We start from the raw sequence: 25,801 nt of genomic DNA on the forward strand, positions 1-25,801 counted from the left end.
AACACGTATTTACTTAGCTATTAAATCAATTGATAACGTAACTCCAGGCATTTTAGACTGGGCCATCACTGCGGGTTCTAAACGTGGGCGCATACTCAAATCTTTTGATACATCAAATGAACGCATGTGTGCAAACACATAGGCATCAATGATATTAAGGCCATACGCCAAAACTATACCCACATACACCAGATCACGATTATTTCTAAACTGGTTTCGTAGATCCCGCACTTCATTCAAATTAGCACTTTCAGGAATATACGAAGGGGTCGGTCCAAATCGTAAGTCATCGGGAGTATTCGGATTTAAATTATAAAACGCGGCACGGTAGTCATGGTATTTCTTTGTCAAATGAACGCTGTAATATCCCAACCCTCCCAAAGTTGCATATATAATAGGCACTTTCCAGGCTTGATTATTAACAATCTGTCCCCACCCCGGAATAATCATCGACTTGTATAATACACTGTTAGGATTCGGGAGATCTTTATTTATGTTTTTGCCTGTCGTATCATTTACAAATTTTAGGCTCTGCTGATTTACATCGACATAGGGATAGAAACTTCCAGATTGGGATATCAGCAAATTATTCAGCTGTTGGGAGTGTCCCGGTGTTGGTACACAGAGAAAGACAGAGATGCTAAGAAATAGAATCGAAAAGATCGAGCAGGCGATCCAGTTCCTCATCCGAATAATATTCGATACGTATTTCGCCACCATTCTTCTTGGATTTAATATTGACCTTCGTACTTAACGTACTGCGCAGTCGATTCGATATTTCTTTTAAAAAAGCACGTTCCTTATCTGTGGTATCAGTTTCCTCAGTTTTCTTTTCTTGATCCTTATTTAAATTTCGGATTACTTTTTCTGTCTTCCGAACCGAATATCCCTTATCAATAATTTTGTTATAAACTTCTTCCTGGTCTTCTTCATCATCAATTGAAAGAAGTGCTCGTGCATGTCCCATGGATATCTTTTGGTCGCGAAGGCCAGCCTGAATAAATGCCGGCAAATTCAATAAACGTAGCATATTGGTAACCGTAGAACGATTTTTCCCTACCCGCTCGGCTACTTCAGCTTGAGTATATCCGGCCTCTTCCACCAAACGCTGATAACCCATTGCCACTTCTATAGGATTTAAATCCTCGCGTTGGATATTCTCAATAAGCGCATATGAAATGATGTCGTCATCATTAACTTCACGGATGTATGAGGGAATTTCTTCCAATCCAGCCAGCTTCGATGCCCGCAAACGACGTTCACCGCTGATCAACTCAAACCGCTTTTCACCAATGTAGCGTACAGTAATTGGCTGGATTAATCCGTGAGCCTCAATTGAATCAGCAAGTTCTTCGAGACGTTCCTCGTTAAATTCCTTGCGGGGCTGATGCGGATTGGGGCGGATATTATCAACCGGCACATGCAGCACAATATTCACCCGCTTCTGCGGCTCTACATAGGGAGATCCATCTCCCTCCTGTCCTTCACCTGATTTTTTTTCTTTTGGTTCTTCACCTTCCTCATCGTATTCAGGGAAAAAAGCTCCTAAACCTCGACCTAAAACTTTTTTTGATGCCATAATTCATCACCTATTAACTACTCGCAAATACCGGACTATCTTTAAAAAGTTCTTTATTGCGATGGATAATTTCGCGTGCCAATGCTAAATAATTCTTAGCTCCTACACTTGTAGAATCATAAAGCAACGCTGGCTTCCCAAAGCTGGGCGCCTCAGCAAGTCGAACATTCCGTTTAATGATGGCTTCAAACACTCTGTCATCAAAATATTTTCGCACTTCATCAGCCACCTGATCCGAAAGCCGGGTACGGGTGTCATACATTGTTAATAGCACACCCTCAATTTCCAATTCGGTATTTAAATGCTGGCGCACAATCTTAATTGTATTTAGTAGCTGTCCCAGCCCTTCCAAAGCAAAATATTCGCATTGTACCGGTATCAACACCGAATCGGATGCTGTCAATGCATTGATGGTAAGTAATCCAAGCGAAGGCGGGCAATCGATAATAATAAAATCGTATTGCTCCTTGAGACCAGAAATTGCTTTTTCCAAAATACGCTCTCGCTGATCCCGATCAATCATTTCAATTTCCGCCCCAACAAGATTAATGTGCGAGGGTATTAGCTCTAAAAACGGTAATTCCGTTTCCCTGATAGCATCCGAGGCATCTACTCCTCCTACCATCACTTCGTACACGGAATGCGATACCGTCTTCGCTTCAACACCCAACCCGCTGGTAGTGTTACTTTGGGGATCGATATCAATAATTAGCGTGGTATGCTCGATAGCAGCGAGGCTGGCAGCGAGATTAATAGCCGTCGTTGTTTTACCAACACCACCTTTTTGGTTTGCTATGGAAATTATCTTACCCATATAAACGATCTATAACAACAATTATTAGTGTAATGATTAAAAAATATAATGGGATGACTTATGGTAAACAAAAATACTTATTAACAAGTTGTTCACTTAGATATCAACATGGTTATTTACCTGCATGCCAATAAATTACAACTGATTAGCTAAGGAAATATTTTATATGTTCCACATATTGTTTCACGGATCTTAGGTATGTACATAGTTTTTTAATAAAAAAGCCGAACATCTTGTTACAGATATTCGGCTTCTCAACGCATCATCGTAGTTTTTATAAAACGTTTTCAATAGGGGTATAATCCATATTAAACGCTTCAGCTACTTCTTTATAAACAATATCGCCATCAACTATATTAAGGCCTCTAAGCAGCTCTTTGTCATCTTTCAGAGCTTTTTTCCAGCCTTTGTTTGCAATATCAACGGCATATGGTAGTGTAACATTAGTCAATCCGAGCGTTGATGTTCGGGGAACAGCTCCGGGCATATTCGCTACGCAGTAGTGTACAACATCATCAACTTCGTAAATAGGGTTATCATGCGTAGTTGGCTTTGATGTCTCAAAACAGCCACCCTGATCAATAGCTACATCTACCAGTACGGATCCCTTTTGCATATCAGCCAACATGTCACGTGTAATCAAACTGGGGGCCTTTGCTCCCGGGATTAATACGGCCCCAATCACCATATCAACGTGGGGAAGCATTTTCCGAATATTCGCTTCAGATGAAAACATCGTATCCACATTGCGCGACATAATATCATCCAGATGGCGAAGCCGCGGCATACTAATATCCATGATTGTAGTATTGGCTCCCATCCCGGCAGCAATTTTCGCGGCATTAACACCTACGATACCGCCCCCAATCACCAGTACATTAGCCGGTTTTACGCCCGGGATTCCCCCCAGCAAAATTCCAAGTCCCCCTTCGGGTTTTTCCAAATATTTGGCTCCCTCTTGAGATGCCATGCGTCCGGCAACCTCACTCATGGGAATCAGTAGTGGCAACGATCCGTCTGCTTTTTCCACCGTTTCATAGGCGATAGCTACAGCACCGGATTCCTGCACCGCTTCGGTAAGTTGACGACTGGCAGCAAAGTGGAAATAGGTGAAAATAACTTGTCCTTTCTTCATCCGGTCGTATTCGACCTCAATAGGTTCTTTAACCTTCATGATCATTTCGGCCTTCTCCCAGAGCTCATCTACATCATCAATAATTTCAGCCCCGGCTTCTACGTATTGCTCATCCGGAAAACCACTTCCTTTTCCGGCTCCTTTCTCAATCAGCACATCATGCCCGTTACGTTTCATTTTTGTTACACCGCCGGGTAGTAATGCCACGCGGTTCTCGTGTGTTTTTATCTCTTTGGGTACACCTATAATCATGAATACAGAATTTTTGTTAATAGTATGCTACGGAATTAAATCCGTGCCAAAGGTAGGTAATTTTTGGGAAAAATTTAACTGCAACTATCCCAATTTTTTATGATCTATATCACTCTTGATCAATTAAACTTTTGTACTTTTCTATTCCCAATTCTGTCAATGTGATATGCCCGTACAAAAGAGGTCCGCCAATTGTTTTTGTATTGATGAGTCCAAGCTCCTGCAAGTATTCCAGCACATGCTTTATTTCGATCCGATCCCATTCAAGAGTGGCGTTAATTTTCTTAACTGGAATTAATTTAGAAGTATCTCCCTCTGAAAGCGAGCCCGTTACCCTTAAAAATCGCTGATACTTTTTACTGAATTCACTGCCAATAATCATGTACTGATCCATTCTGTGATCCGTTGTTTGGATATTCCAATACAATAATTATATCTAAACAAATCGTTATGGAATTGTTACCAAATTGTTATGAAGTGCGAATTTTAAACCTATAGATGAATTATTATCAACTTTCAAATAAATAATAATTACACTATCCTTGCACGTATTGCAAAGGCAATTTTTCTATTATGATATCTAAAGAAATTCTGCAGAAAGTCCGCAAGATTGAAATTCGTACCAAGGGAAAGGTGAACAACCTTTTTGGCGGGGAATATCAATCTGCGTTTAAGGGACGCGGGATGGAGTTCTCTGAGGTGCGTGAATATACGTATGGGGATGACATCCGGCAGATCGACTGGAACGTTACCGCACGTTCGGGCGATCCCTTCATTAAACAGTTTGAGGAGGAGCGCGAACAAACCTTAATGCTCTGCGTAGATATTTCTCCCAGCGGCATCTTCGGCAGCCAAGGGCAAAGTAAAATGGAGCTATCCATAGAAATATGTGCAGTACTGGCATTCAGCGCTATCAAAAATGGGGACAAAGTTGGACTCATCCTTTTTACTGACGAAATTGAAAAAGTAATTCCACCCAAAAAAGGAAGACTCCATGTTTTGCGGCTTATTCGCGAACTATTAACAACAGAACCCAAAGGCACAGGCACCGACATCAGTGAAGCGTTGTCGTATGTAAATCGACTGCTAAATCGACGGGCTATTATCGTTTTAGCCAGCGACTTTCAGGATAATCAATACGATAGGCAGCTCAAGATTACCAACCGAAAACACGATCTTGTTAACATTTTTATAAACGATAAATTTGAGGATGAGCTCCCAGACCTGGGATTGGTCCCCCTGCGTGATGCCGAAACAGGCGAAGAAGTGCTTGTCGATACCTCAAGCGAAAAAGTTCGCAAAGAGTATCAGAAGAAAAGAGAAAAGGCCAAACACCAGCTTCGGGATCAGTTTTTACGGATGAAAATTGACATGATTGAACTCGAAACCAACGCCTCATACATCCGACCGCTCATGACATTTTTCCGCAGGCGGATGCACCGATATTAATAATTATTTTGCCTGCGTAAGAACAGGTCCACTTTCTTTCGTAGTATCAATTTTTGCTTCCATCTGCCGATCCAAGCTATCTCTTACCTCAACAAAAACATCCATCAGGCTATCCGGTACCGCCTCTGATGACGGCAAGTCAACAGTTCGGGAGTTCACAGGCTGATTATTCTTGTATAGTGAATAATGCAAATGAGGACCTGTAGCACGACCAGTACTTCCTACATATCCAATAACCTGTCCCTGCTCCACGTTTACGCCACGATTAATTCCTCTTGCAAATCCCCGAAGATGCAGATATGCAGTGCGATAGGTCGAATTATGAGTTATTTTCACAATATTGCCATTCGCACCCCGGTAACGAGCTTCCGTAACGGTTCCATCACCCACCGCTAATACCGGAGTTCCCGGCGGCGCTGCATAATCTACACCGTAATGCGGAACGCGCTTTTTTAATATGGGATGATAACGGCTTCGTGAAAAGTTTGAACTTACCCGCTGACTAAACTTGAACGGTGCTTGTAACAGTGCTTTCTGCACACTTTCTCCGTTTTCATCAAAATAGCCTTCCACACCTCCATGGCGAAACTTATATGCACGATAAGATTCCCCTCGGTGGGTAAATTCAGCCGCTTTTATATCACCAATGCCGTAGTAATTGTCATCAATAAACTGTTTGTCATAAAGTACTTCGAACGAATCACCCGGACGTAATCCAAAAAAGTTGATCTGCCAGGCAAAAATATTCGCCATCCTGTTGGCCAATAACTGGCTCCCCCCCTGTGAACTAATGGTTTGATATAATGAGTTCTCTATTTTGCCAGAGGCTGCTACAGTTTTGCTGGAAAGCGGACGAGAAGCCTTATAAATTTGCAGGGAATCCTGCTTCCAGTCCAACACCACATATTCCAATGGGCTGTTCTGCAATAAAATATGTGAAACATCTTTCGTGCTGTCAGCAGATACATACGCGCGGTATTTTTGACCGGGCTTAATTTGATTAAAATCAATAATGTTATTCGCCTCTTGCGTTATGGAATAAATTTCCTGCGGGCTAAAATCAAATTTATCGAGTATAAGATATAAGCTTTCGTTGCGTTTAACTGTATAATCCCGAACTTCAACACTATCTATAGGGATCCCAAATTTATCAAGTGTCGGAGTAGTAACCGTGCTATCTACAGTTGCTGATATTGGCTCTATCTGCTGTTCAGGAGCATTATTCTCCGTTTCAGAGATGCACCCCCACATTAAAAATATTAGCAGTAAACCTAATAAAAAGCTCGTTCGCATCACTCTAAATTTGTTAGAAATCATTCTTATTAAGTTATCATTTTACGAGCATCTATGCACAGTTAATCTTTCATTCAATTTTTAGGCATCCAGTTTTTCCGAATGGCACTATTTTTCTATTTTTGGTGCCTGCTAATTGGGATTATGTTGCGCATATCCCGATATAAATAACCTTAACCATCGTACTATCTCAGTGGAAATAAAAAGATTTGTAAACGGATTTTCCATCATCTGCCTCCTCCTTACTATTACCCCTCTTAGTGGGCAGACACAAAATCTAAAAGAATTTTCTACTGTCGATTCTCTCCAAGTTGGAGATACCTTCGATTTTTCTATTACACTTGTTAAAAACCAGGAATACGATGAAATCGCTTTTCCGGACAGCTCCCATCTTAGTGGTACTTTTGAGATTCGTTCCCGAAAGCAGTTCAAGCTATCTGAATATAAAGACAGCGTTTATTACGAGCTCCAGTTTTTTGGCACCGTAGATACACTTATTCCCAAATTACCCGTTCAATTAATTAGCGAACAGGATACAACAACGTTATATACAAATCCTGTCCCCATTGGCTTCAGCAGTATTTTGGCCGGTAGTGAGGAATCTCTTCGTCCGCTCAAACCTATTTTTGAATTTGCACGGGCTTGGTGGCCCTACCTGTTGGGATTCCTGATCTTAGCCATCGCTGCCTATTACGGCTATAAATATTATCTGCAATGGCAGGAGCAGCAACAAGATGACAAAGAACGTCCGGCTTTTACTCCAACTCCATTTCAAAATCCGTTAAAGGAATTTAGAAAATCGATCAAAAAACTCGAAAACGCTGAACTATCTACGCAAGAAGATTACAAAGTTTTTTACAGTGATCTAGGAGATGCCATACGACAATATTACGAATCACTTTATAACCTTCCCGCTTTGGAATCGACCAGTGGCGAACTTTTAAATATGCTTAGACATGGTTCCATCGACCAAGACCTTATCGATGATACCCGTGCTGTGCTCCAGGAAGCAGATATGGTGAAATTTGCCAAATTTAACCCTACCCCTAAACAGGCCGAACGGGCACTCCAAAAAGCCTATAACTTCTTGGATCGGGCCCAACAAATTGATGGTCCTCGTATCGATCATCTCCGGCGCAAACATCAAGCTAAAATGGAAGCCCAGCGCGAAGAATTTTATGGAGAACATGAAAACAGTGAAAAGGTGAACGCATGAGTTGGGCGAATCCTCATTTATTATGGCTGCTGCTTCTGCTAATTCCCATCATTGGATATCAGGTTTGGAAGCACCGAAGCAAAAAAAATCCCAGCCTCTTATTTTCCAACACTTCGGGACTTAAAAACCTCAGTGGCAACTGGCGCTCATACGGTATCTGGGCCGCTCCGATATTCCAGGTTTTAGCTTTTACTCTAATTGTAATTGCTCTTGCACGTCCCCAGTATAAAAATACCACGGTAGAGCGCAATGCCGAAGGTATTGATATTGTCCTTACGTTGGATATCTCTACCTCAATGAAAGCCGAAGATCTCAAGCCGAATCGGTTGGAAGCAGCCAAGGGCGTCGCCGAAGATTTTATTAATAAACGTATTTCGGATCGCATCGGCCTGGTACTTTTTGCTCGTCAAAGCTTTACGATGGTACCTCCTACGCTCGATTACGATCTACTTAAACGACTCCTTGAGGACGTTGAGATGGGTGTCGTTGAAGATGGTACAGCTATCGGAATGGGAATCGCGACCGCTGTGAACCGCCTCAAAGAAAGTAAAGCCGAAAGCAAGGTTATCATCCTGCTTACCGATGGTCAAAATAATGCTGGAGAAATTGATCCCGTTACTGCAGCTGACCTTGCCGTTTCCTACGATATCAAAATTTATACTATCGGCGCCGGCACGCGTGGGACAGCTCCCTATCCTGTCAAAGATCCAATTTTTGGTGATCGCTACCAAAATGTGGAGGTCAACATTGATGAAGAGATGCTTACCCAAATTGCCAATATGACCAATGGTTCATATTTCAGGGCCACAAATACCGAGAAATTGGAGGATATTTACAATCAGATTGATAAACTCGAAAAAACGGAGATAGAAGAAGTTATTTATACCGATGTACAGGATTTATACCCACGATTTTTGATCCCGGGCATACTGCTGCTGATTTTTAGTATTATCTCCGAACAGTTTATCTTTCGAAAAGCGACTGAGTAGTCAGCAGAGCAGGTATCTCATTATAACAGCATATCATAAGTCGTGTTCTTATTCCCATAGAACCTAATTTATGGTTATTTTGTTATTCATTTTCTGAGCAGTAGAATTTTTCCCAATAAATAATTTCATGGCGTTACAGTCTGTATTAAAAACCTTTTCAGCCCAAATTCCCTGGAGTGACCTTCACTCCCACATCAAAAAACACAACACTATACAGCTCAACCATTTTGTAGGGTCCACCCCCTCTTTTTTGGTTGCCAAGCTCGCGCAAAAGTATGACAAAGTTGTAGTGATTCACGGCGATCCCGAATCAGCCCAGTTCATGCAGGGAGACCTAGAAGCACTCAACGTTCAACAGGCCAGCTTTTTTCCGGAAACGGGCCATAAACCCTATGACGATCAGCAGATTACTGACAGCTCGGTTATAGTGCAACGTTCTGAAGTACTTGAAAAAATAAATACACATCCAAAAGCAGTATTGGTCACTTCTGCAGCTGCAATATTTGAAAAGATTGTTGCTCCGGAAGTTTTCACAGAAGCATCCCTAACGATTAAAAATGGGGATTCCGTTGAAATCGATCACCTTAAAGAAGAGCTGGTCGACCAAGAATATGAGCCTGTAAAATTTGTAAATCAGCCGGGTGAATTTGCTCATCGCGGAGGTATTCTGGATGTCTATCCCTATTCCGGGGAATATCCCATCCGACTAGAATTTTTTGGGGATGAAGTGGACTCCATCCGGGAATTTGATCCGGATTCTCAGCGTTCTGTATCATTTTTGGATACCGCTCGATTTGTGCCCGATGCATCCAGTTTGAGCAAAGGGCAAAAACAAGGCGTGCTATCCTATTTTGATGAAGATACCGTATTTGTATTACTGAATCGCTCGCTTATTGAATCAGATATCGAAGAACGATACCAGCAAGCCTCTAAAAAGTTCGAAGAGCTCGAAACCGCGGAAGACATTCTACCGCCTGAAGAACTCTATGTGAATTTGGATGATCTTCAGAAATCGTATCAAAATCATGCTCGCATTCAGCTGGGCGGCTTCTCTGAAAACAGCGATCCGGCATGGTCATATCGCTTAGATGCCAGTCCACAACCTGATTTTAACGGTAGCATCAAGCTGCTGCGCGAAAATATTACTCAGTTAAGTAAAAAAAGTTTTGATACCTATATACTCTGCGATAATGAAGGGCAGCGCGATCGCTTCGAAGAATTACTTGGCGATCCCTCCAAAGAGCTGCGTTATCATCTGTCTGTAGAGTCAATTCACGAGGGTTTTACGCTCAACGAACAGGGATTGGCAGTATACACCGACCACCAGATTTTTGATCGGTATCATCGTCCCAAAGTCCGCCGAAAGCGACATACCAGTAATATTTCCATTAAAGAGTTGCGCGATCTCAACATTGGAGATTATGTCGTGCATGTGGATTATGGAATCGGTAAATTTGCCGGATTTAAAAAGATCAAGGTGCGCGGGATAGAACAGGAATCGGTGGTATTACGATATAAGGAAAACTCCCTGCTTTACGTCAATGTCACCAGCCTGCACAAAATCCAAAAGTATTCGGGCAAAGAAGGCACACAGCCCCGGATCAGCAAGCTGGGATCGGGACGTTGGGCTCGTAAAAAAGCGCAAACCAAGGAAAAGGTTAAGGATATAGCCCGCGATCTTATTGAGCTGTATGCCAAGCGAAAGTCGAAAGATGCTTTTGATTTTTCTGCAGATACATCCTGGCAAACGGAGATGGAAGCCCGTTTTGAATTTGAGGAAACACCTGACCAGCGCGATGCTATTGAAGCTGTTAAGTCGGATATGGAATCCAACACGCCCATGGACCGATTGGTTTGCGGCGATGTTGGATTCGGAAAAACAGAAGTGGCCGTCCGAGCTGCTTTTAAAGCCGTGATGGACCATAAGCAAGTAGCCGTACTTGTGCCAACTACAATCTTAGCCGATCAGCACTACAAGACGTTTGCCGAACGAATGAAAGATTTTCCCGTTACGGTAGAAGTGCTCTCTCGCTTTCGAACCAGAAAAGAGCAAAAACAAACGCTCAAGAAACTTAAAGAAGGCAAAGTTGATATTGTAGTCGGAACACACCGCCTAACGTCAAAAGATGTGGAGTTCGACGATCTGGGACTGTTAGTTGTGGATGAAGAACAACGTTTCGGTGTTAAAACCAAAGAAAAACTAAAAGAGTACCGCGCGACCGTCGATGTTCTCACTCTCACAGCAACCCCCATTCCACGGACGTTGCAATTCTCCCTGATGGGAGCCCGTGATCTAAGCATCATCAATACCCCACCGCCTAACCGTCAGCCGGTAGAAACAGAGATTCACAGCTTTGACAAAGAGCTCATACAGGACGCTATCTCCCAAGAAGTATCTCGAGGCGGACAGGTATTCTTTATCCATAACCGGGTAAAGACGATTGAGTCTGTTGCTAATATGGTGCGTGAGATTATGCCTAACGTTCGCGTTCGGTATGCCCACGGACAAATGAGTTCAAAACAGCTGGAAAACATCATTGAAGATTTTTATGATCATAAGTTTGATGTGCTGGTTTCTACCAATATAGTCGAAAACGGCATCGATATATCAAACGCCAATACCATGATTATCAACCGTGCAGATATGTTTGGGCTGGCCGAACTTCATCAGCTGCGGGGACGCGTGGGACGATCACACCGAAAAGCGTTTTGTTATCTCATTACAAAGGATATTAAGTCACTTACTGACGATGCACGCAAACGACTGCTGGCCCTGGAAGAGTTTTCTGATCTGGGATCCGGATTTAATATCGCTATGCGCGATCTTGATATTCGCGGTGCCGGTGATATTTTAGGAGCGGAACAAAGTGGTTTTATTAATGATCTGGGCTTTGACCTCTATCAGAAAATCCTTAATGATGCCGTTAAAGAACTCAAAGAAGAAGAATTCAGTGATGTCTTTAGCGATGTAGAAGCCGAGATTGAACTGCCGGAAACACAGGTCGAATTTGACCTCCCTGCCCTGCTCGAAAATGATTATGTATCTGATAATGTAGAACGGCTGAATCTGTATCGAAAACTGGCCGGAGCTGAGAAGCTGGAAACTATCAAGGAATGGAAAGAGGAAGTTAAAGACCGCTTTGGTCCCGTTCCCGAAGCTACTCAAAATCTAATTACTGCTTCAGTTGTCAAGCTATATGCTTCACAGCTTTTTATGACGAAAGTGCGTATTCGCTCAAATCGTATGTGGATGGAATGCCCAAAGCATGATTCTGATCTGGGCGAGGAATTTTATGGAGATCGATTCCAACACGTTCTCAAGAAAATGCAAAAACAAGCAGAAGGCAGATATCAGGTCATTCAAAAAGAAGACCGCGTGCGCTTTGCTATTCAAGATATACCTGATTTAGAAGCAGCCGTAGAGTTTTTGAAAGAATTGGCTCCATCAACTGATAAAAGACGAGAGGTTAGCCTTGCTTGATCGGTTTGTTGATCTTCTTAAATCAGGAGAAGTAGTCGCTTTTCCCACGGAAACGGTTTATGGTCTTGGCGCTGATGCCCAAAATCCGGATGCCATACAAAAAGTTTTTAAAATCAAGGGACGTCCCTCTGATAACCCACTTATTGTTCATATTTCTGCTAAGAAGCAGGTAGAAGACTTTGCTTCAGAAATTTCAGATGATGCGCGAAAACTAATGGATGCATTCTGGCCGGGTCCGCTCACGCTCATCTTCAAAAAGAAGCCTGAAGTGCTGGATCTCATTACCGCAGGGTTAGATACTGTCGCCCTGCGCTGGCCCAAACATCCACTTTCACAACAACTGATAGCAAGAGTCGGACCTGTTGTAGCCCCCAGTGCCAATTCATCGGGTAAACCCAGTCCTACCAAAGCAGAACATGTGAAAGAAGATTTTGGAAACGATTTTCCTGTTGTAGATGCCGGAGAAACCGCGATAGGACTTGAATCTACGGTATTAGATATCTCTTCTGAGCCCTATACCATCTATCGTCCCGGTGCCATAAGTGCAGCTGAAATTACAGAAATCATAAACAAAGAGGTTATTCAGGATAGCGGTTCTTCAAAAGATAAGGCGGCTAAAAGCCCTGGCACCAAGTATTCGCACTATACCCCGGAAGCGAGAGTGCAGTGGATAAGCAGCGGAGATACGACTTTTGTTGATGAAGCACTGTATTTACTTCACAGCCGACCTGCTCCTCGAAAAAGCAATCGTGTTATTCATTACGATAAAAATTTTAATAAAATGGCTCATGAATTATACGATCGATTTCGTCAAGCTGATCATCAGCAATTAGATTTTGTTTTTGTCGAACCTTTCTCAAATGAACAGCTTCAAAAATCAATTGTCCAAGCCTTGCAAAATCGTATTTCCAAAGCAATTGGCTGATACCGTTTTTTATTGAAAATAAGCATTTTCATATAGTTGCTTCTTTTTAGAAATGGTAACACAACTGCCTCCTCTCCAATAGTCACATTACAGTAAATGACTCCTGGTTGATTATGTATATGATAGTTTATAGTATTTAATACTAACTTATTAGTACTAATAGGATAAAATATTATTTGGATAAAAATTGCAGCTAGAACTGTCTGTGTAACAATAGGTTATAGAATTAGTATTATAAAGTGATCTACTCGTATTTATTAAAAAACAAAGTACATGCTATGAACTACTCACAAAAACTTATCGGTACAGTGTTGATGATGTTTCTCCCGGTAATCACAGCTGTGGCTCAACAAAGCCCGTTTACTATAACACCGGAAAAGCCCACAGCTGGAGATACCATCGAAGTTCACTATAATCCTTCTGCTGAGAGGGCTGACATTTCTAATCCGAATGATTTAAAACTGGTTTTCGGTCACTCGAATTTTTATGAACTGCCAGACAAGCTGGATATGAAACAGCAAGGTGACCGTTGGGTTGTATCATGGAGCATACCTGACTATGCGGAATTTGCTTCCTTTTATTTTAAATCCGACAACAAAACTGATAAAGGTATCAACGATCACCTTTATGAAACGTACGTATACAATAAAAATGGTACCCCAGTTGACGGAGCTTTTCGGCAAAAGGAATTCAGTCTCCGCAAAAGATATCGGAATCCCAAGAAAGCTGATTCGGTGAGGCTTGCGTTGCTCAAGAAGCAACTAGAGGCTAATCCGGATGATAAATTTACCGAATTGCGATTGCTGAATGCGCGAATAGGACTTGAACCATCCAAAAAAGAACAGTTGCAAAAAGAAGCGTATCAGATCATAGAAGAAAATTTTAAGCAAAATTCGGACTCAGAAGAATCCCTTGGCAAATTGGTTCGAGCTTATCACATTATGAAAAATAATGCGAAAGCTGATTCAATCAGGAAAAAAGTCATTGAGGAATATCCCACCGGCCGAATGGCTATCAGGGATCTCCGTGGAAAGGTTCGGGATATGCAGCATTCACCCGAAAAGTTAGACGCCCTGTTAAAAATCCTAAAACATACGGAATCTGAAGTAACCCGAACCAACACCTGTGAACAGCTATTTGATTACTATAAGGAAGAAGGAAACACAGAGAAGATGATCGAATATGCTAAAAAGATCGAACCTAGAAACTGGCCTTGGAAAGCAAACCAATTAAACAATATTGCCAATGGATTTGCTGAACAGGGCGACAGTCTGGAACTGGCACTTTCTTATGCAGAAAAAGCTTTGGCGGCTGTACCCAAAGAAGCTGTTGGATCTGTTCGGTTTATCAGCAAAGATGAATTTGTCGAAGAACATGTCAAAGATTCGGTAGCAACCAAAGAACGAAAAAAAGATAAAAGTAGAGTAATGGCCACAATGGGATTGATCCAAATGAAAATGGATCGATTTGATAAAGCTGAAAAGACACTTCAAAAAGCTATCGAATTGTCAGATACCAGATCCTCTAAAAAGAATATTGCTCAGTTATATATGCAGACGGATCGCCCGAAGAAAGCCTTTGATATCTATTGGGATATACTGATGGATGAGCCGACCAACAAAGAGTTCCAAGAAAAATTAAGAGAGTCCTATATTGCATACAACGGGTCTGAAAAGGGATTCAACAAGAAAACCCAAAAAATTGACGAAGCCTGGAAGAAAAAAATGAGAAAAAAGTATGCAAACGAACGCCTTAATAAAGAAGCCCCCTCCCTGAATCATATTACAGATCTCGATGGCAATAAAATCGACACAAGTACCCTGGATGACAAAATAGTAATCATTGACTTTTGGGCAACTTGGTGCGGGCCTTGCCTTGATGCTTTTCCTCATTTCCAAAATATGTACGAAGAGTATCAGGAAAATTCCAATGTGAAATTTATGATTGTTAATGACGGGCGCACCGACTCAATCGAAGATATCCTAAAATGGAAGAAGGATCAGGACTACACATTTCCTGTGTACTATGATATGAACTCAAAAGCTTCGAAAGCTTTTGGCGTTCGGGGGCTTCCCACAACCTATATTTTGGGTAAAGATGGGAATATTAAATTTAAAAAGATGGGTTTTGAAGGACCTATCATGGAAAAGAAGGTAAGACTTAACATTGAAATGCTTCTGGATAAAAAGCAATCTACTGATCAGGTGTCGGCCAAAAAATAATAATGACACTTATATCAAAAGGCCTGCTTAATTGCAGGCCTTTTCTATTTTAATTTTTCTTCGCCACTAATTCTTATTTGATGATGAAGCTTCAACCGAATCCGCTTTCCAGACATTATTTCCAGGGTTTACATCCGGAAACTCTTTATTGGGATCGATCACTATCTTCTCAAGCGCAGAAGTTGAATTGTATTTGAAAAGCCACTCATTTCCCCGATGCCAGGTTTGGGCGGGAAATTCTACTGTTTCGGTTTTACCGTTTTCCTGAGTGATTTCCATCTTTACCGGCATCACCAGCTCACCCTTATTTTTAATGCGAATAAATGCTCCGTTAGTAGGATCTTCTTTGGTATATGCCACCTTATCCACGGCCTGATCCATTGTCCACGTTTTTTCAAACCAGCCGCGCCAGAACCAATCCAATTCTCGTCCCGTGACTTCTTCGATCGTATTGAAAAAATCATCAGGTGCAGGATGTTTATACGCCCAGCGATCGACGTAGGTGTTAATCGCCTCATCAAAAAGTTCTTTTCCGATAATCGATTCCCGAAGAATGTGCAAGCCAAGAGCCGGCTTGTAGTATGATACACGACCAAAATTCCCCTCTTGTATTTGATCGGGAGCCGTCATAATGGGCTCGTGTTTATTACTTGTAAACCAATTGTTAAGAAAACGGGCATTGCGGGAATCGTGATATTCTCCATCATTAAAATTAGCTGTACTCAAACTGTTGATAAAGGTATTAAACCCTTCATCCATCCAGGCGTGTTCGCGCTCATTGGAACCTACAATCATAGGAAACCACTCGTGGCCAAACTCGTGATCCGTAACACCCCACAAGCTTGCCCCCTTTGCTTGCCAACTGCAAAATACAATGCCGGGATATTCCATTCCGCCCACTCTTCCGGCCACGTTGATCGCGTTTGCATATGGATATTTTGACAGGTATTCCGAATAAAACTCGATAGATCCTTTTACATATTCGGTAGAACGTCCCCAGGCAGAGTCCCCGGAAACTTCTTTGGGATATACGGACATCGCCATCGATTGATCACCATCTGGTAAATTTATACGCGCCGCGTCCCATACAAATGCTTTTGATGCTGCCCAGGCGACATCCCGCGTATTTTCCATTTTATAGTTCCATGTCAATCGTTCTTTGCCATTCGGACGGGATTCCTCTGTGCCCACCTCATCTTTTTTGATGATATACACTCGCTCATCACTATTTCGAGCCTGTTCCATTCGTTTTTGCTGTACTTTTGTTAGTACATCTCCGGGATTTAACAACTCACCGGAAGCTACCACCACATATTCTGCCGGAGCAGTAATAGAATAATTGAAGGTACCATATTCCATATAAAACTCACCGGCTCCCAGGTATGGCATTATATTCCATCCCTTCAAATCATCATAAACTGCCATCCGCGGATACCACTGGGCTACCTCGTAGATCACTCCATTTTTGGTCTCCAGACGTCCCAGTCGATCAGAACCATCCTCAGGAGTTTTAAAACTATAATCAATGCTGATCTGTAGCTTTCCTCCCTCCGCTTTAAGAACTTCTTTGAGGTTCAACTTCATATTGGTATCAACAGTATGAGACTCAGGCTCATATGTTTCTCCATCATGTGTTATTCGTATCCTCTGAATTTTTATACCTCCATCAAAACCCTCATTACCAAAACGTCCACCGCCGGGTGGTGTTAATTTAGCACCCCATGAATCCTCCTCAAACAGGTCCTGGTCGAGCTGTAACCATACAAAATCTAAATTCTGCGGACTGTTATTAGTATAATCGATAGTAATTGAGGTTTCTATTTTGTGCTCATCGGGATAAAGCTGGGCATCGATATTATAATCGGCAGCATTTTGCCAATAGACTTCGCCCGGCTCACCGCTTGCGCTTCGATATTGAGTGCTTTCTCCTGTTTCATAAGGCAAAAACGCTTGCTGAACTGTTTCGGGATAATCTTGAGCAGATACCGTAAATGACATCAAAGAGACCAAAATCACCGTAAAGAGTGAAGAAATTCTCATAGTTAATCTATCATATGTTGATTTTCATTGTTATTCATTAGCAGGCAAGAATGTAATCTGTGTAAATCATTAAATACAGTATACACCCAGATTTTAACTTATTTTAAAACATGAAATGTTTGATCGGGAGCCATACTCAGCACAGCCTCTGTCATCAATTCAATAAGCGATTCTATATCCTGGAACGAAGCTGTTTCAACCGGGGAATGCATGTATCGAAGTGGCAGTGAAATCAACGCGCTTGGAATACCGGTTTTTTGATAAAAAATACTGTCGGTATCGGTACCTGTTCGAACGCTGGTGGCTTCATGTTGTAGGTCAATTTCATTGTTTCCGGCAACATCTTCGACAAACTCTACAATTTTGGGATGATTAGCCCCGCCGTGCTGTATAGAAGGTCCTTTGCCCAACTTCACCAAGCCGTGTTCTTTATGATCAATGCCCGGCGTATCGGTGGCATGCGTAACATCAGTAACCAGTGCCGCATCAGGATCAATGCGATAACTCATCATACGCGCGCCATAACCGCCCACTTCTTCCTGTACGGAATTCAGCGCCACCACATTTACTTTCATGTCACTGCGGCGTTCATTTAGCCTTTTCAGAACCTGAGCAATCATAAATCCGCCGATGCGGTTATCCAGCGCTCTACCTGATATGATTTCATCAGATAAATAATCATATTCATCCGCATAGGTTATGGGATCCCCCACCTGCACCAGTTTTAATGCTTCTTCCCTGCTGGATACGCCAATATCCACATAAATATCTTTCCACTTGGGCTGCTCGCCTCCTCCATTTTTTTTGTCCTGCAGGTGTATGGCTGTATTACCGGTTACTCCAGATACGATACCGTTACGGGCATGAATATTGACCCGTTTGGCGCGAGCAATGGTGGAATCGCTGCCGCCCAGCTTATTGATGAAAATATAACCGTCATCGGTGATATGCTGTACAATCATCCCGATCTCATCGCAGTGGGCCTCCAACATAACGGTAGCCACATCATAACTGGTATTCAGCTTAGCATAGGCCGATCCATAAGCATCGGATTCCACACTGTCTGCAAAATCGTCTACATATTCAGTCCAAACTTGCTGTCCCGCTGATTCAAAACCCGTGGGACTGGGGGTAATCAGCAATTCTTCTAAAAATTCTTTTTCTGTCTCATCAAACATCATTCTCTAAAAATTTAATTTACATTTCATTCTGAACTCGTTCCAAAATCTAAAAATAATTGTAGATTGTAATAGATCCTGAAATAAATTCAGGGTGACACAATATTTTTATTTCAAAGTGAATAGAATCATTCACGCAATTCCGAATATAAGGATTCATAACTCTACCGCTAAACTCATTTTAAATGTCAGTAGGATATTAAACACTAAGATGATTAATTTGGACCTATCTTTTTGCAGTTAAACTAATTACAAAAATTACCATTTATGATTCGACCGCAATACGATGAAAATCTGTTTCCTCATTGGACTACTCTGCCCATTCGGTTCCGGGATTTAGATCCATTAAACCACGTCAACAATGCAATTTTTAGCACCTATTACGAAGAGGCCCGAATTGAATTCATCCAAGAAGTCAATAAGCTGGCCAGTGAATTGAAAAACGGATTCAGCTTTGTATTAGCCAGCATAGAAATTGAATTTATTCGTCCAGTTGAGTATCCGAACAACATTTTGATTGGATCAGGCATAAAATCGCTCGGCAACTCCAGTATTACCAGCTTCCAGGCTATCTATACCGGTGACGAACAAAAGCTGGCTTCGATAGCCGAGGCCCATGGCGTTTGGTTTGACCTCTCAAAGCAACGTCCGGCACGAATCCCGGAGATCCCAAATGCTGATAACTATATGCTCCCTGATTCACTTTTTGAATAACCGTACAACTGTTTACTTTGGTGCTCATTATAGATTCTAAATAACCAATCCATGGATAAAAGCACACAATACAAAATATTCAACGATCCCATTCACGGATTTATCACTGTTCCCAAAGGTCCGGTTTTGGAACTTGTTGACCACCCGTACGTGCAGCGACTGCGACGCATTAAGCAAATGGGGTTGGGATATTTGGTCTTTCCGGCCGCCGAACATTCCCGATTTTCACATGCTTTGGGTGCCATGGAGTTGGCTCAACGCACGCTTAATAACCTTCGTGAAAAGGATACCACCATTAGTCCGGCTGAGTATGAAGCCACGCTCATTGCCGTTTTATTGCACGATGTGGGTCACGGCCCCCTTTCGCACACCCTGGAGTTTGACCTAATCAAGGATTTCCATCACGAAAAAATGACGCTGGCGGTAATGCGTCATCTGAACAGAGAAATGGATGGCATATTGGATCTTGCCATTAAAATTTTTACAGATCAGTATCCCAAAAAGCCCTTTTTAAATCAGCTAATTTCATCACAATTAGATATTGATCGATTGGACTACCTCAAGCGTGATAGCGCTTTTACCAATGTGTATGAGGGATCTGTTGGGATTGAACGAATCCTGAAAACGATGCGTGTGCACAAGGGAAATATCGTAATCGAAAAGAAAGGAATCTACGCCATTGAAAACTATATTCTTGCGCGCCGGCTGATGTATATGCAGGTATATTTGCATAAAACGGTACTTAGCGCTGATAAATTACTGCGTCATATCTTTGATCGTGTGCGTAAATTAATTAGAGAAGGAAAGAAATTATATCATGCTTCTCCTGCCATCCAATACTTTCTCGAAAATCGCCCCAGTGCCAAAAAGGGAATCAAAGGCGAAGTTCTGCAAAAATACCTGCAGCTTGACGATAATGATGTATTCCAGAGTATCAAATATTGGCAGTATTCCTCCGATCCGGTATTATCAAATCTCTGCAAGCGGTTTCAGTCGCGCAAACTGTTTCGCACTACTTTTCTTGAGCAAACACCTTCGAAATCAGTAAAAAAGGAGGTACTAACCAAAACCCAAAAGGTTCTTAAAAAAAGAGGACTTCCCCACGATAAAGATATTGCAAACTATTACTTTGCCTTTGATGAAAGCTACAGTGAGGCCTATCAATATGAAAAAGAAGGGATCTGGATTTTAGAAGAAAAAGACAACGCCGTTGAATTTTCAAAGGCCGCTGACACCAAAAATATCATTGCGCTTACTGAGCCGGTGGTAAAACCTTATGTAGTACATCTAAAAGATATTGAGATATGATAACAGATGTCAATGAGCAGTGACAGCTTGCAGAGTTGAAGGTTACAGGTTGCATGTGTTGACTATAACTTTCAACATTCAGCTTTTTACTCCATCCGTTCATAAACAACAAAGGTAAGCTCTTCCCTATCGTCTCTTTTGATTTCTTTCCAAGTAGTCCCAATTTCATCGCGGTACTCGGGAAAGTAGGTATCCCCTTCATAATTCTTATGGATTTCGGTGACAAAAAGTTTATCACACTGATCTAAAAACTGCCGATAAATTTCTCCCCCTCCTATCAAAAAAACAATCTCCTCATCCCGAACATGATCCAATGCATCCCCAAATGAAGAAAAAGTTGGGACGTGATCGTAATTGCGAGATCGGCTCAGGACAATATTTTCACGTCCGGGCAAAGGATTTTCTCCCAGCTCCTCAAAGACCACTCGTCCCATGATTAAGGGATGCCCCATCGTTGTCCGCTTAAAATATTTAAGATCCTCGGAATAGTGCCACGGTAGATCACCGTCTTTTCCTATTACCAGATTGGGATCATGGGCTACAATGGCAGCCAGTGTCATACCGCGACCTCAAATTTGATGGAATCATGAGGGTGGTAATCCTTCAGTTCAAAATCGTCGAACTCAAGATCATCCACCGGCTTATCGGCAATTTCAAGGGTAGGCAGTGGACGAGGTTCACGAGTCAGCTGCTCTTTCAACCCATCTACATGATTTTCATAGATATGTGCATCTACAATAGTATGAGCAAAAGTTCCGTACTCCAAGCCCACTTCGTTGGCAATGGCCATCGTAAGCGCTGAGTAACAAGCCAAATTAAATGGTATGCCAAGTGCGATATCACCGGAGCGTTGCGTGAGATGACAATTGAGCTTACCGTCAGTAACATTAAAAATATACATTAAGTGACAGGGCGGCAGCGCCATTTGATCGAGCAGACCCGGATGCCAGGCGCTAACCACAATTCTACGGCTGTTTGGATTTTCTTTAAGCATCTTAATAGCTCGCTGAACCTGATCAAATTCTTTTTTAATCAATACCGTTTTGCAGATGTGTGATGCATCGCCCTCAAAATGTATTTCTTCTTCCTCGTGATAGGGAAAGCGTCGCCACAGTACCGGATAAATGGGTCCCACATGACCGTCTTCATCAGCCCAATCGTCCCAAATATGACAATCGTTCTCATCCCGCAGCCAGCGAATATGATCTTCTCCGCGCAAATACCAGAGCAATTCAAGAATTACCGATCGAAAATATACTTTTTTAGTTGTAAGCAGCGGAAATCCTTCGGAAAGATCAACCTTATAAAACTCCGAAAAATTAGAGATCGTATCGGTACCCGTACGATTTTCTTTTTTAACACCATTCTCCAGAACACTGCGAACAAGATCTAAATATGCTTTCATATACCCATCATTTTTAAATTATAATAAGACGCCCTGTAACAATAACAATGCGACTGAAAAGTAGATAATGATACCCGTCACGTCAACTAAGGTAGCAACAAAAGGAGCCGACGTAACGGCCGGATCCAATCCAAAGTGAGACATCACAAAAGGCAGCATCGACCCGCTTAAATTACCAAACACCACCACTCCTACTAAGCTGGTACCAACCGTTAATGCCTGTAAAACAAGCTCAAGTGAAAATGCATTTCCTCGCATTATCATCCATGTAGCTATAACAACAGACCCTAAAACTCCTAAAAAACTACCCAATAAAAATCCTGACAGCAACTCTCTTTTAAGCACCATCCACCAGTCATTTAACTTAATATCATCCGTTGATATGGCACGAATAATAAGCGTTGCGGCCTGTGATCCCGAGTTTCCACCGCTGGAAATAATCATCGGAATAAAAAAGGAGAGCATCGCTGCTGCGGCCAGTGCTTCCTCATAATTAGCCATTGCCGTAACGGTGAGCATTTGACCCATAAACAACATAATCAGCCAGCCCACGCGCTTCTTCACCATTTGAAAAATGGTGGTCTCGGAATAATAATCATCCAATGCACTCATACCGGCCATCAGCTGCATATCTTCGGTTGTTTCCTCCTCCGCAACATCAATAACGTCATCAATGGTTACAATGCCTACCAAGATACCGTCAGAATCGACTACCGGCATAGCCACACGATCATACTTACTGAGCATTTTTACCGCATCCTCCTGATCATCGAAAGCACTCAGTGCTTCAAAACTTTCATCCATGAGCGACGAAATTGGCGCTTCCGGATCAGCTAAAATTAGCTGATTCAACCGCAGATCATCAATCAGGTGTTCATTGGCATCCACCACATAAATCACATTCACTGTTTCAACGCTATGCCCAAATTTTCTGATATGCTCCATGGCATGCTGAACCGACCAGTCTTTCTTGACCTTCACATAGCGCGGCGTCATCAGTCGACCTACGCTCTCGTCTGGGAACCCAAGCAGCTTTTGCGACTGCTTTCGGTCTTCTGCACTCATAGAGTTCATCACTCGTTGGGTGAGATGGCCTGGCAACTCTTCCATCAGTGATACTCTCTCATCCGGCTCCAAGTTGGACATCACCTCACTAAGCTGCTGCGCAGTAAACATATTGAGCAGCTCAACCCCTTTGCCCGAACTCAGGTAGGTAAACACATCGGCCGCTTTCTGTTTTTTGAGCAAACGAAATATGACAATAGCAATCTCTGCATCCAGCTCTTCCAAAAGTTCCGCCACGTCAACGGCAGGCACATCATTCAAGATATCCTTGAGAGCTACCCAATCCTTATCTTTAATAAGCTCTTCAAATTCCGGTTTCAGCAGGTGAACGATCATAAATAAATCAAGTTGTAAACTTTACTTTGGTGGCGCTGATAACAATCAAATAATATCCAAAAAAAATGATTCCCAGTTTGGAATTAACGCTCTCATTGATTCCGTTCAGAATGTAAGAATTGCTTACAGAATATCACAAAATTGGTTTTAGATATCTTACATTCATATTTATTAGTTTTTCTATCCATCAATATTCAGTTTATCATAAGATTCTATAATTTTTCTGCTTTTATTGATCAATAGTATTCAACATACATGAAATACGACGCAATTATTATTGGATCCGGTCCCAACGGCTTAGCCGCAGGTATCCGCTTAGCCCAGGAAGGGCTATCGGTTAAAATATTTGAAAAGGAAGACACTATCGGCGGTGGAACCCGAACGCTGGCGTTAACAAAACCCGGCTTTCATCATGATATCTGTTCGGCCATCCATCCATTGGCCAAAGCCTCTCCTTTTTTAAAAAACCTGCCGCTCGAAAAGTATGGTCTCGAATGGATACAGCCTGAAGTGCCCGTAGCCCATCCGTTGGATGACCAACCCGCCGGAGCCTTGTTTCGGTCATTTGATAAAACAGTATCATATATAAACGAAGAAGATAAGAGCAATTACGCTCACAGTGTTTCACCTTTTCTTGAAAAATGGGATGACCTTTTAACAGATATCCTGGCCCCGTTTTCGCTGCTGCCCAATCATCCCTTTTTGATGGCCCGATTTGGAATACAAGCCCTTCAATCAGCAAAGAGTTTTACCAATAGATACAAGTCCGCCCAAACGCGTGCCCTCTTTGCCGGTCTGGCAGCACACGGTATTATGCCTTTCGATGCAACCGCCACTGCAGCTATTGGTTTGGTGCTGGGCATAGCCGCTCATACCGTTGGGTGGCCCTACCCCAAAGGCGGATCCCATGCCATCACGAAAGCGATGGCATCACATTTTAAATCATTGGGCGGTACAATTGAAACAGGCACAGAAATAACTTCTATTGGTGACCTTCCCCCATCACAAACAATATTATTTAACAATACCCCTCGGCAAATTATCGATATCGGCGGTGAAAAGATTCCATCATCATACGCCAAAAAACTGCAGCGCTATGAGTATGGACAAGGGGTTTTTAAAATTGATTTAGCGCTCAGTGATCCCATACCGTGGAAAGACGAGCTATGCCAAAAGGCAGGAACCGTTCACGTCGGCGGCACATTTGAAGAAATTGCGACATCTGAAAAACAATCAGCGAATGGACAACATCCTGAAAAACCCTATGTATTAGTCGCACAACAAAGCTTGGGTGATAACAGTCGAGCCCCCGGAAATAAGCACACCGGCTGGGCATATTGCCACGTTCCCAATGGATCAACAAAAGATATGACTGAGCCCATTATTCGTCAGATTGAGCGCTTTGCCCCCGGATTTCGGGATTGCATTATGGAGACCCATACCATGCATGCGCAGAATATGCAGGCGTATAATCCGAATTATATTGGCGGCGACATCAATGGCGGACGTGCAGACATCACACAGCTTTTTACGCGTCCAACGGGCCTTTTTGATCCCTATCATATCCCAAAAACCCATATGTATATCGCTTCATCTTCCACTCCACCCGGAGGCGGCGTACATGGCATGTGTGGCTATCATGCGGCGGAATCGGTACTTCGAAATTCTTTTTAGCTGGACTCTCTTAGACTTCTCTATATCCCGTTTCAACCTCTCCTTTCCGCAGCTTATTTGCCCACTGATGTGCCAACCGACTAGTCTTTGGTAATTTATATTTCGTCAGTGATTGCATCAGGATTTCATAAGCATCGCCAAAAGAACACTTATGTCCCGGCGATACGTAAACCGGATTCACGTTTTTTCGGCTCCGCAAGGCAATTCCAATTTTTTCACTACCATCTACAATATCAGTTTTGTTCCCTTTTTGGATTCCCAATTCACCATGCGTCCCGGTTAAGATATTTTTGGCGCAACCGATCGTCGGATAATCAACCTCAATTCCAAAATGAGTAGCGATGCCCATTCGTCGGGGATGCGCAATTCCGTGTCCATCTAACAGAAGTATATTCGGTTTTTGATTTAACTGGTTCCATGCTTTCATAAGTACGGGCATTTCCCGAAATGCCAACAACCCGGGGATATACGGGAATGAGGTCTTTTCCGAAGTCAATGATCGTCCTACTGGCATTAACGTATCCAACTCTAATACAATTATTGCTGCATGCAGCAGATCCGATCCTCGATCAAAAGAAATATCCGCACCGGCAATATATGTTGGGGATTCAGACAGCGGTTGCAACGATATCTTATTCCGCAACTCCAGTTGGAGTTCTTTCGCTCTTTGAGGATCTATCGATTTATAGTAATCCAGTTTATTTGGATTCATCGGGAATCAAACTT

At 42.4% G+C, this 25,801-nt stretch carries 21 protein-coding genes; 9 read left to right on the top strand and 12 right to left on the bottom strand.

Going from position 1 to position 25,801, the window contains the following annotated elements; all coding sequences use genetic code 11:
- Positions 1 to 9: 9 nt before the first annotated feature.
- The 5 genes from ACT3IB_RS14325 to ACT3IB_RS14345 all read right to left on the bottom strand — a co-directional run bounded on the left by ACT3IB_RS14325 (position 10) and on the right by ACT3IB_RS14345 (position 4,174).
- Complete coding sequence (locus tag ACT3IB_RS14325) at positions 10 to 687, bottom strand: DUF5683 domain-containing protein (protein WP_491539711.1); 678 nt, start codon at positions 685 to 687, stop codon at positions 10 to 12.
- Positions 641 to 1,579 carry a ParB/RepB/Spo0J family partition protein gene (locus tag ACT3IB_RS14330; protein ID WP_491539712.1) on the bottom strand — a complete coding sequence of 313 codons (939 nt, stop codon included), beginning with the start codon at positions 1,577 to 1,579 and terminating at the stop codon, positions 641 to 643. Before ACT3IB_RS14330 ends, ACT3IB_RS14325 begins: the two co-directional genes overlap by 47 nt.
- 13 nt (positions 1,580 to 1,592) lie before the next feature.
- Entirely contained in the window at positions 1,593 to 2,393 is an 801-nt protein-coding gene (locus tag ACT3IB_RS14335) for a ParA family protein (protein ID WP_491539713.1), read from the bottom strand.
- Between the two features lie 274 nt (positions 2,394 to 2,667).
- Positions 2,668 to 3,780, bottom strand: coding sequence for an alanine dehydrogenase (gene ald / locus ACT3IB_RS14340; protein WP_491539714.1), 1,113 nt, complete (start codon positions 3,778 to 3,780; stop codon positions 2,668 to 2,670).
- 109 nt (positions 3,781 to 3,889) lie between these two features.
- Positions 3,890 to 4,174 (bottom strand): hypothetical protein, encoded by a 285-nt coding sequence (locus ACT3IB_RS14345; protein ID WP_491539715.1) that lies wholly within the window; start codon positions 4,172 to 4,174, stop codon positions 3,890 to 3,892.
- A gap of 179 nt (positions 4,175 to 4,353) precedes the next feature.
- Between ACT3IB_RS14345 and ACT3IB_RS14350 the strand changes: the two genes are divergently transcribed.
- Positions 4,354 to 5,229, top strand: coding sequence for a DUF58 domain-containing protein (locus ACT3IB_RS14350; protein ID WP_491539716.1), 876 nt, complete (start codon positions 4,354 to 4,356; stop codon positions 5,227 to 5,229).
- 3 nt (positions 5,230 to 5,232) lie between these two features.
- Here the strand turns inward: ACT3IB_RS14350 and ACT3IB_RS14355 are convergent, their stop codons facing one another.
- On the bottom strand, positions 5,233 to 6,546 hold the full coding sequence (locus ACT3IB_RS14355) for a M23 family metallopeptidase (RefSeq protein WP_491539717.1): 1,314 nt from the start codon (positions 6,544 to 6,546) through the stop codon (positions 5,233 to 5,235).
- A gap of 169 nt (positions 6,547 to 6,715) precedes the next feature.
- Here ACT3IB_RS14355 and ACT3IB_RS14360 point away from each other — a divergent pair, with 169 nt between their 5' ends.
- The 5 genes from ACT3IB_RS14360 (at position 6,716) to ACT3IB_RS14380 (ending at position 15,355) form a co-directional block, all read left to right on the top strand.
- Entirely contained in the window at positions 6,716 to 7,738 is a 1,023-nt protein-coding gene (locus ACT3IB_RS14360) for a DUF2062 domain-containing protein (RefSeq protein ID WP_491539718.1), read from the top strand.
- On the top strand, positions 7,735 to 8,727 hold the full coding sequence (locus ACT3IB_RS14365; protein ID WP_491539719.1) for a vWA domain-containing protein: 993 nt from the start codon (positions 7,735 to 7,737) through the stop codon (positions 8,725 to 8,727). The genes ACT3IB_RS14360 and ACT3IB_RS14365 overlap by 4 nt, the downstream gene beginning before the upstream one ends.
- 127 nt (positions 8,728 to 8,854) lie before the next feature.
- Positions 8,855 to 12,208, top strand: a complete 3,354-nt coding sequence (gene mfd / locus ACT3IB_RS14370; RefSeq protein ID WP_491539720.1) for a transcription-repair coupling factor — start codon at positions 8,855 to 8,857, stop codon at positions 12,206 to 12,208.
- Positions 12,201 to 13,133, top strand: coding sequence for an L-threonylcarbamoyladenylate synthase (locus ACT3IB_RS14375; protein WP_491539721.1), 933 nt, complete (start codon positions 12,201 to 12,203; stop codon positions 13,131 to 13,133). The genes mfd and ACT3IB_RS14375 overlap by 8 nt, the downstream gene beginning before the upstream one ends.
- Before the next feature lie 278 nt (positions 13,134 to 13,411).
- Entirely contained in the window at positions 13,412 to 15,355 is a 1,944-nt protein-coding gene (locus ACT3IB_RS14380; RefSeq protein WP_491539722.1) for a redoxin domain-containing protein, read from the top strand.
- Positions 15,356 to 15,421: 66 nt separating this feature from the next.
- Here ACT3IB_RS14380 and ACT3IB_RS14385 read toward each other — a convergent pair whose 3' ends face one another.
- Both ACT3IB_RS14385 and ACT3IB_RS14390 read right to left on the bottom strand, forming a co-directional pair.
- On the bottom strand, positions 15,422 to 17,395 hold the full coding sequence (locus ACT3IB_RS14385) for a M1 family metallopeptidase (RefSeq protein ID WP_491539723.1): 1,974 nt from the start codon (positions 17,393 to 17,395) through the stop codon (positions 15,422 to 15,424).
- Between the two features lie 98 nt (positions 17,396 to 17,493).
- Positions 17,494 to 18,576 (bottom strand): M42 family metallopeptidase, encoded by a 1,083-nt coding sequence (locus ACT3IB_RS14390; RefSeq protein ID WP_491539724.1) that lies wholly within the window; start codon positions 18,574 to 18,576, stop codon positions 17,494 to 17,496.
- Positions 18,577 to 18,840: 264 nt separating this feature from the next.
- Here ACT3IB_RS14390 and ACT3IB_RS14395 point away from each other — a divergent pair, with 264 nt between their 5' ends.
- Together ACT3IB_RS14395 and ACT3IB_RS14400 are read left to right on the top strand one after the other, a co-directional pair.
- Entirely contained in the window at positions 18,841 to 19,287 is a 447-nt protein-coding gene (locus ACT3IB_RS14395) for an acyl-CoA thioesterase (RefSeq protein WP_491539725.1), read from the top strand.
- A gap of 51 nt (positions 19,288 to 19,338) precedes the next feature.
- Positions 19,339 to 20,595 carry an HD domain-containing protein gene (locus ACT3IB_RS14400; protein ID WP_491539726.1) on the top strand — a complete coding sequence of 419 codons (1,257 nt, stop codon included), beginning with the start codon at positions 19,339 to 19,341 and terminating at the stop codon, positions 20,593 to 20,595.
- An 86-nt stretch (positions 20,596 to 20,681) separates the two neighbouring features.
- Here the strand turns inward: ACT3IB_RS14400 and ACT3IB_RS14405 are convergent, their stop codons facing one another.
- The 3 genes from ACT3IB_RS14405 to mgtE are packed head-to-tail and all read right to left on the bottom strand — an operon-like array spanning position 20,682 to position 23,401.
- Positions 20,682 to 21,155 carry a dihydrofolate reductase gene (locus tag ACT3IB_RS14405; protein ID WP_491539727.1) on the bottom strand — a complete coding sequence of 158 codons (474 nt, stop codon included), beginning with the start codon at positions 21,153 to 21,155 and terminating at the stop codon, positions 20,682 to 20,684.
- Positions 21,152 to 22,000 (bottom strand): thymidylate synthase, encoded by an 849-nt coding sequence (locus ACT3IB_RS14410; protein ID WP_491539728.1) that lies wholly within the window; start codon positions 21,998 to 22,000, stop codon positions 21,152 to 21,154. The genes ACT3IB_RS14405 and ACT3IB_RS14410 overlap by 4 nt, the downstream gene beginning before the upstream one ends.
- A gap of 18 nt (positions 22,001 to 22,018) precedes the next feature.
- Entirely contained in the window at positions 22,019 to 23,401 is a 1,383-nt protein-coding gene (mgtE, locus tag ACT3IB_RS14415; RefSeq protein WP_491539729.1) for a magnesium transporter, read from the bottom strand.
- Between the two features lie 255 nt (positions 23,402 to 23,656).
- Between mgtE and ACT3IB_RS14420 the strand changes: the two genes are divergently transcribed.
- Entirely contained in the window at positions 23,657 to 25,075 is a 1,419-nt protein-coding gene (locus ACT3IB_RS14420; protein ID WP_491539730.1) for a phytoene desaturase family protein, read from the top strand.
- A 10-nt stretch (positions 25,076 to 25,085) separates the two neighbouring features.
- Here ACT3IB_RS14420 and nfi read toward each other — a convergent pair whose 3' ends face one another.
- The gene (nfi, locus tag ACT3IB_RS14425) at positions 25,086 to 25,787 is read right to left on the bottom strand and encodes a deoxyribonuclease V (RefSeq protein WP_491539731.1); all 702 of its coding nucleotides are present in this window, start codon (positions 25,785 to 25,787) and stop codon (positions 25,086 to 25,088) included.
- Positions 25,788 to 25,801: the final 14 nt, after the last annotated feature.

The organism is Fodinibius sp. GM21, assembly GCF_058386955.1.

What these genes read in the sequence shown, in the direction of transcription:
- ACT3IB_RS14325 (WP_491539711.1), bottom strand. Translation starts at nt 687, where the DNA reads ATGAGGAACTGGATCGCCTGCTCGATCTTTTCGATTCTATTTCTTAGC.
- ACT3IB_RS14330 (WP_491539712.1), bottom strand. Translation starts at nt 1,579, where the DNA reads ATGGCATCAAAAAAAGTTTTAGGTCGAGGTTTAGGAGCTTTTTTCCCT.
- ACT3IB_RS14335 (WP_491539713.1), bottom strand. Translation starts at nt 2,393, where the DNA reads ATGGGTAAGATAATTTCCATAGCAAACCAAAAAGGTGGTGTTGGTAAA.
- ald (WP_491539714.1), bottom strand. Translation starts at nt 3,780, where the DNA reads ATGATTATAGGTGTACCCAAAGAGATAAAAACACACGAGAACCGCGTG.
- ACT3IB_RS14345 (WP_491539715.1), bottom strand. Translation starts at nt 4,174, where the DNA reads ATGGATCAGTACATGATTATTGGCAGTGAATTCAGTAAAAAGTATCAG.
- ACT3IB_RS14350 (WP_491539716.1), top strand. Translation starts at nt 4,354, where the DNA reads ATGATATCTAAAGAAATTCTGCAGAAAGTCCGCAAGATTGAAATTCGT.
- ACT3IB_RS14355 (WP_491539717.1), bottom strand. Translation starts at nt 6,546, where the DNA reads ATGATTTCTAACAAATTTAGAGTGATGCGAACGAGCTTTTTATTAGGT.
- ACT3IB_RS14365 (WP_491539719.1), top strand. Translation starts at nt 7,735, where the DNA reads ATGAGTTGGGCGAATCCTCATTTATTATGGCTGCTGCTTCTGCTAATT.
- mfd (WP_491539720.1), top strand. Translation starts at nt 8,855, where the DNA reads ATGGCGTTACAGTCTGTATTAAAAACCTTTTCAGCCCAAATTCCCTGG.
- ACT3IB_RS14380 (WP_491539722.1), top strand. Translation starts at nt 13,412, where the DNA reads ATGAACTACTCACAAAAACTTATCGGTACAGTGTTGATGATGTTTCTC.
- ACT3IB_RS14385 (WP_491539723.1), bottom strand. Translation starts at nt 17,395, where the DNA reads ATGAGAATTTCTTCACTCTTTACGGTGATTTTGGTCTCTTTGATGTCA.
- ACT3IB_RS14390 (WP_491539724.1), bottom strand. Translation starts at nt 18,576, where the DNA reads ATGATGTTTGATGAGACAGAAAAAGAATTTTTAGAAGAATTGCTGATT.
- ACT3IB_RS14395 (WP_491539725.1), top strand. Translation starts at nt 18,841, where the DNA reads ATGATTCGACCGCAATACGATGAAAATCTGTTTCCTCATTGGACTACT.
- ACT3IB_RS14400 (WP_491539726.1), top strand. Translation starts at nt 19,339, where the DNA reads ATGGATAAAAGCACACAATACAAAATATTCAACGATCCCATTCACGGA.
- ACT3IB_RS14405 (WP_491539727.1), bottom strand. Translation starts at nt 21,155, where the DNA reads ATGACACTGGCTGCCATTGTAGCCCATGATCCCAATCTGGTAATAGGA.
- ACT3IB_RS14410 (WP_491539728.1), bottom strand. Translation starts at nt 22,000, where the DNA reads ATGAAAGCATATTTAGATCTTGTTCGCAGTGTTCTGGAGAATGGTGTT.
- mgtE (WP_491539729.1), bottom strand. Translation starts at nt 23,401, where the DNA reads ATGATCGTTCACCTGCTGAAACCGGAATTTGAAGAGCTTATTAAAGAT.
- ACT3IB_RS14420 (WP_491539730.1), top strand. Translation starts at nt 23,657, where the DNA reads ATGAAATACGACGCAATTATTATTGGATCCGGTCCCAACGGCTTAGCC.
- nfi (WP_491539731.1), bottom strand. Translation starts at nt 25,787, where the DNA reads ATGAATCCAAATAAACTGGATTACTATAAATCGATAGATCCTCAAAGA.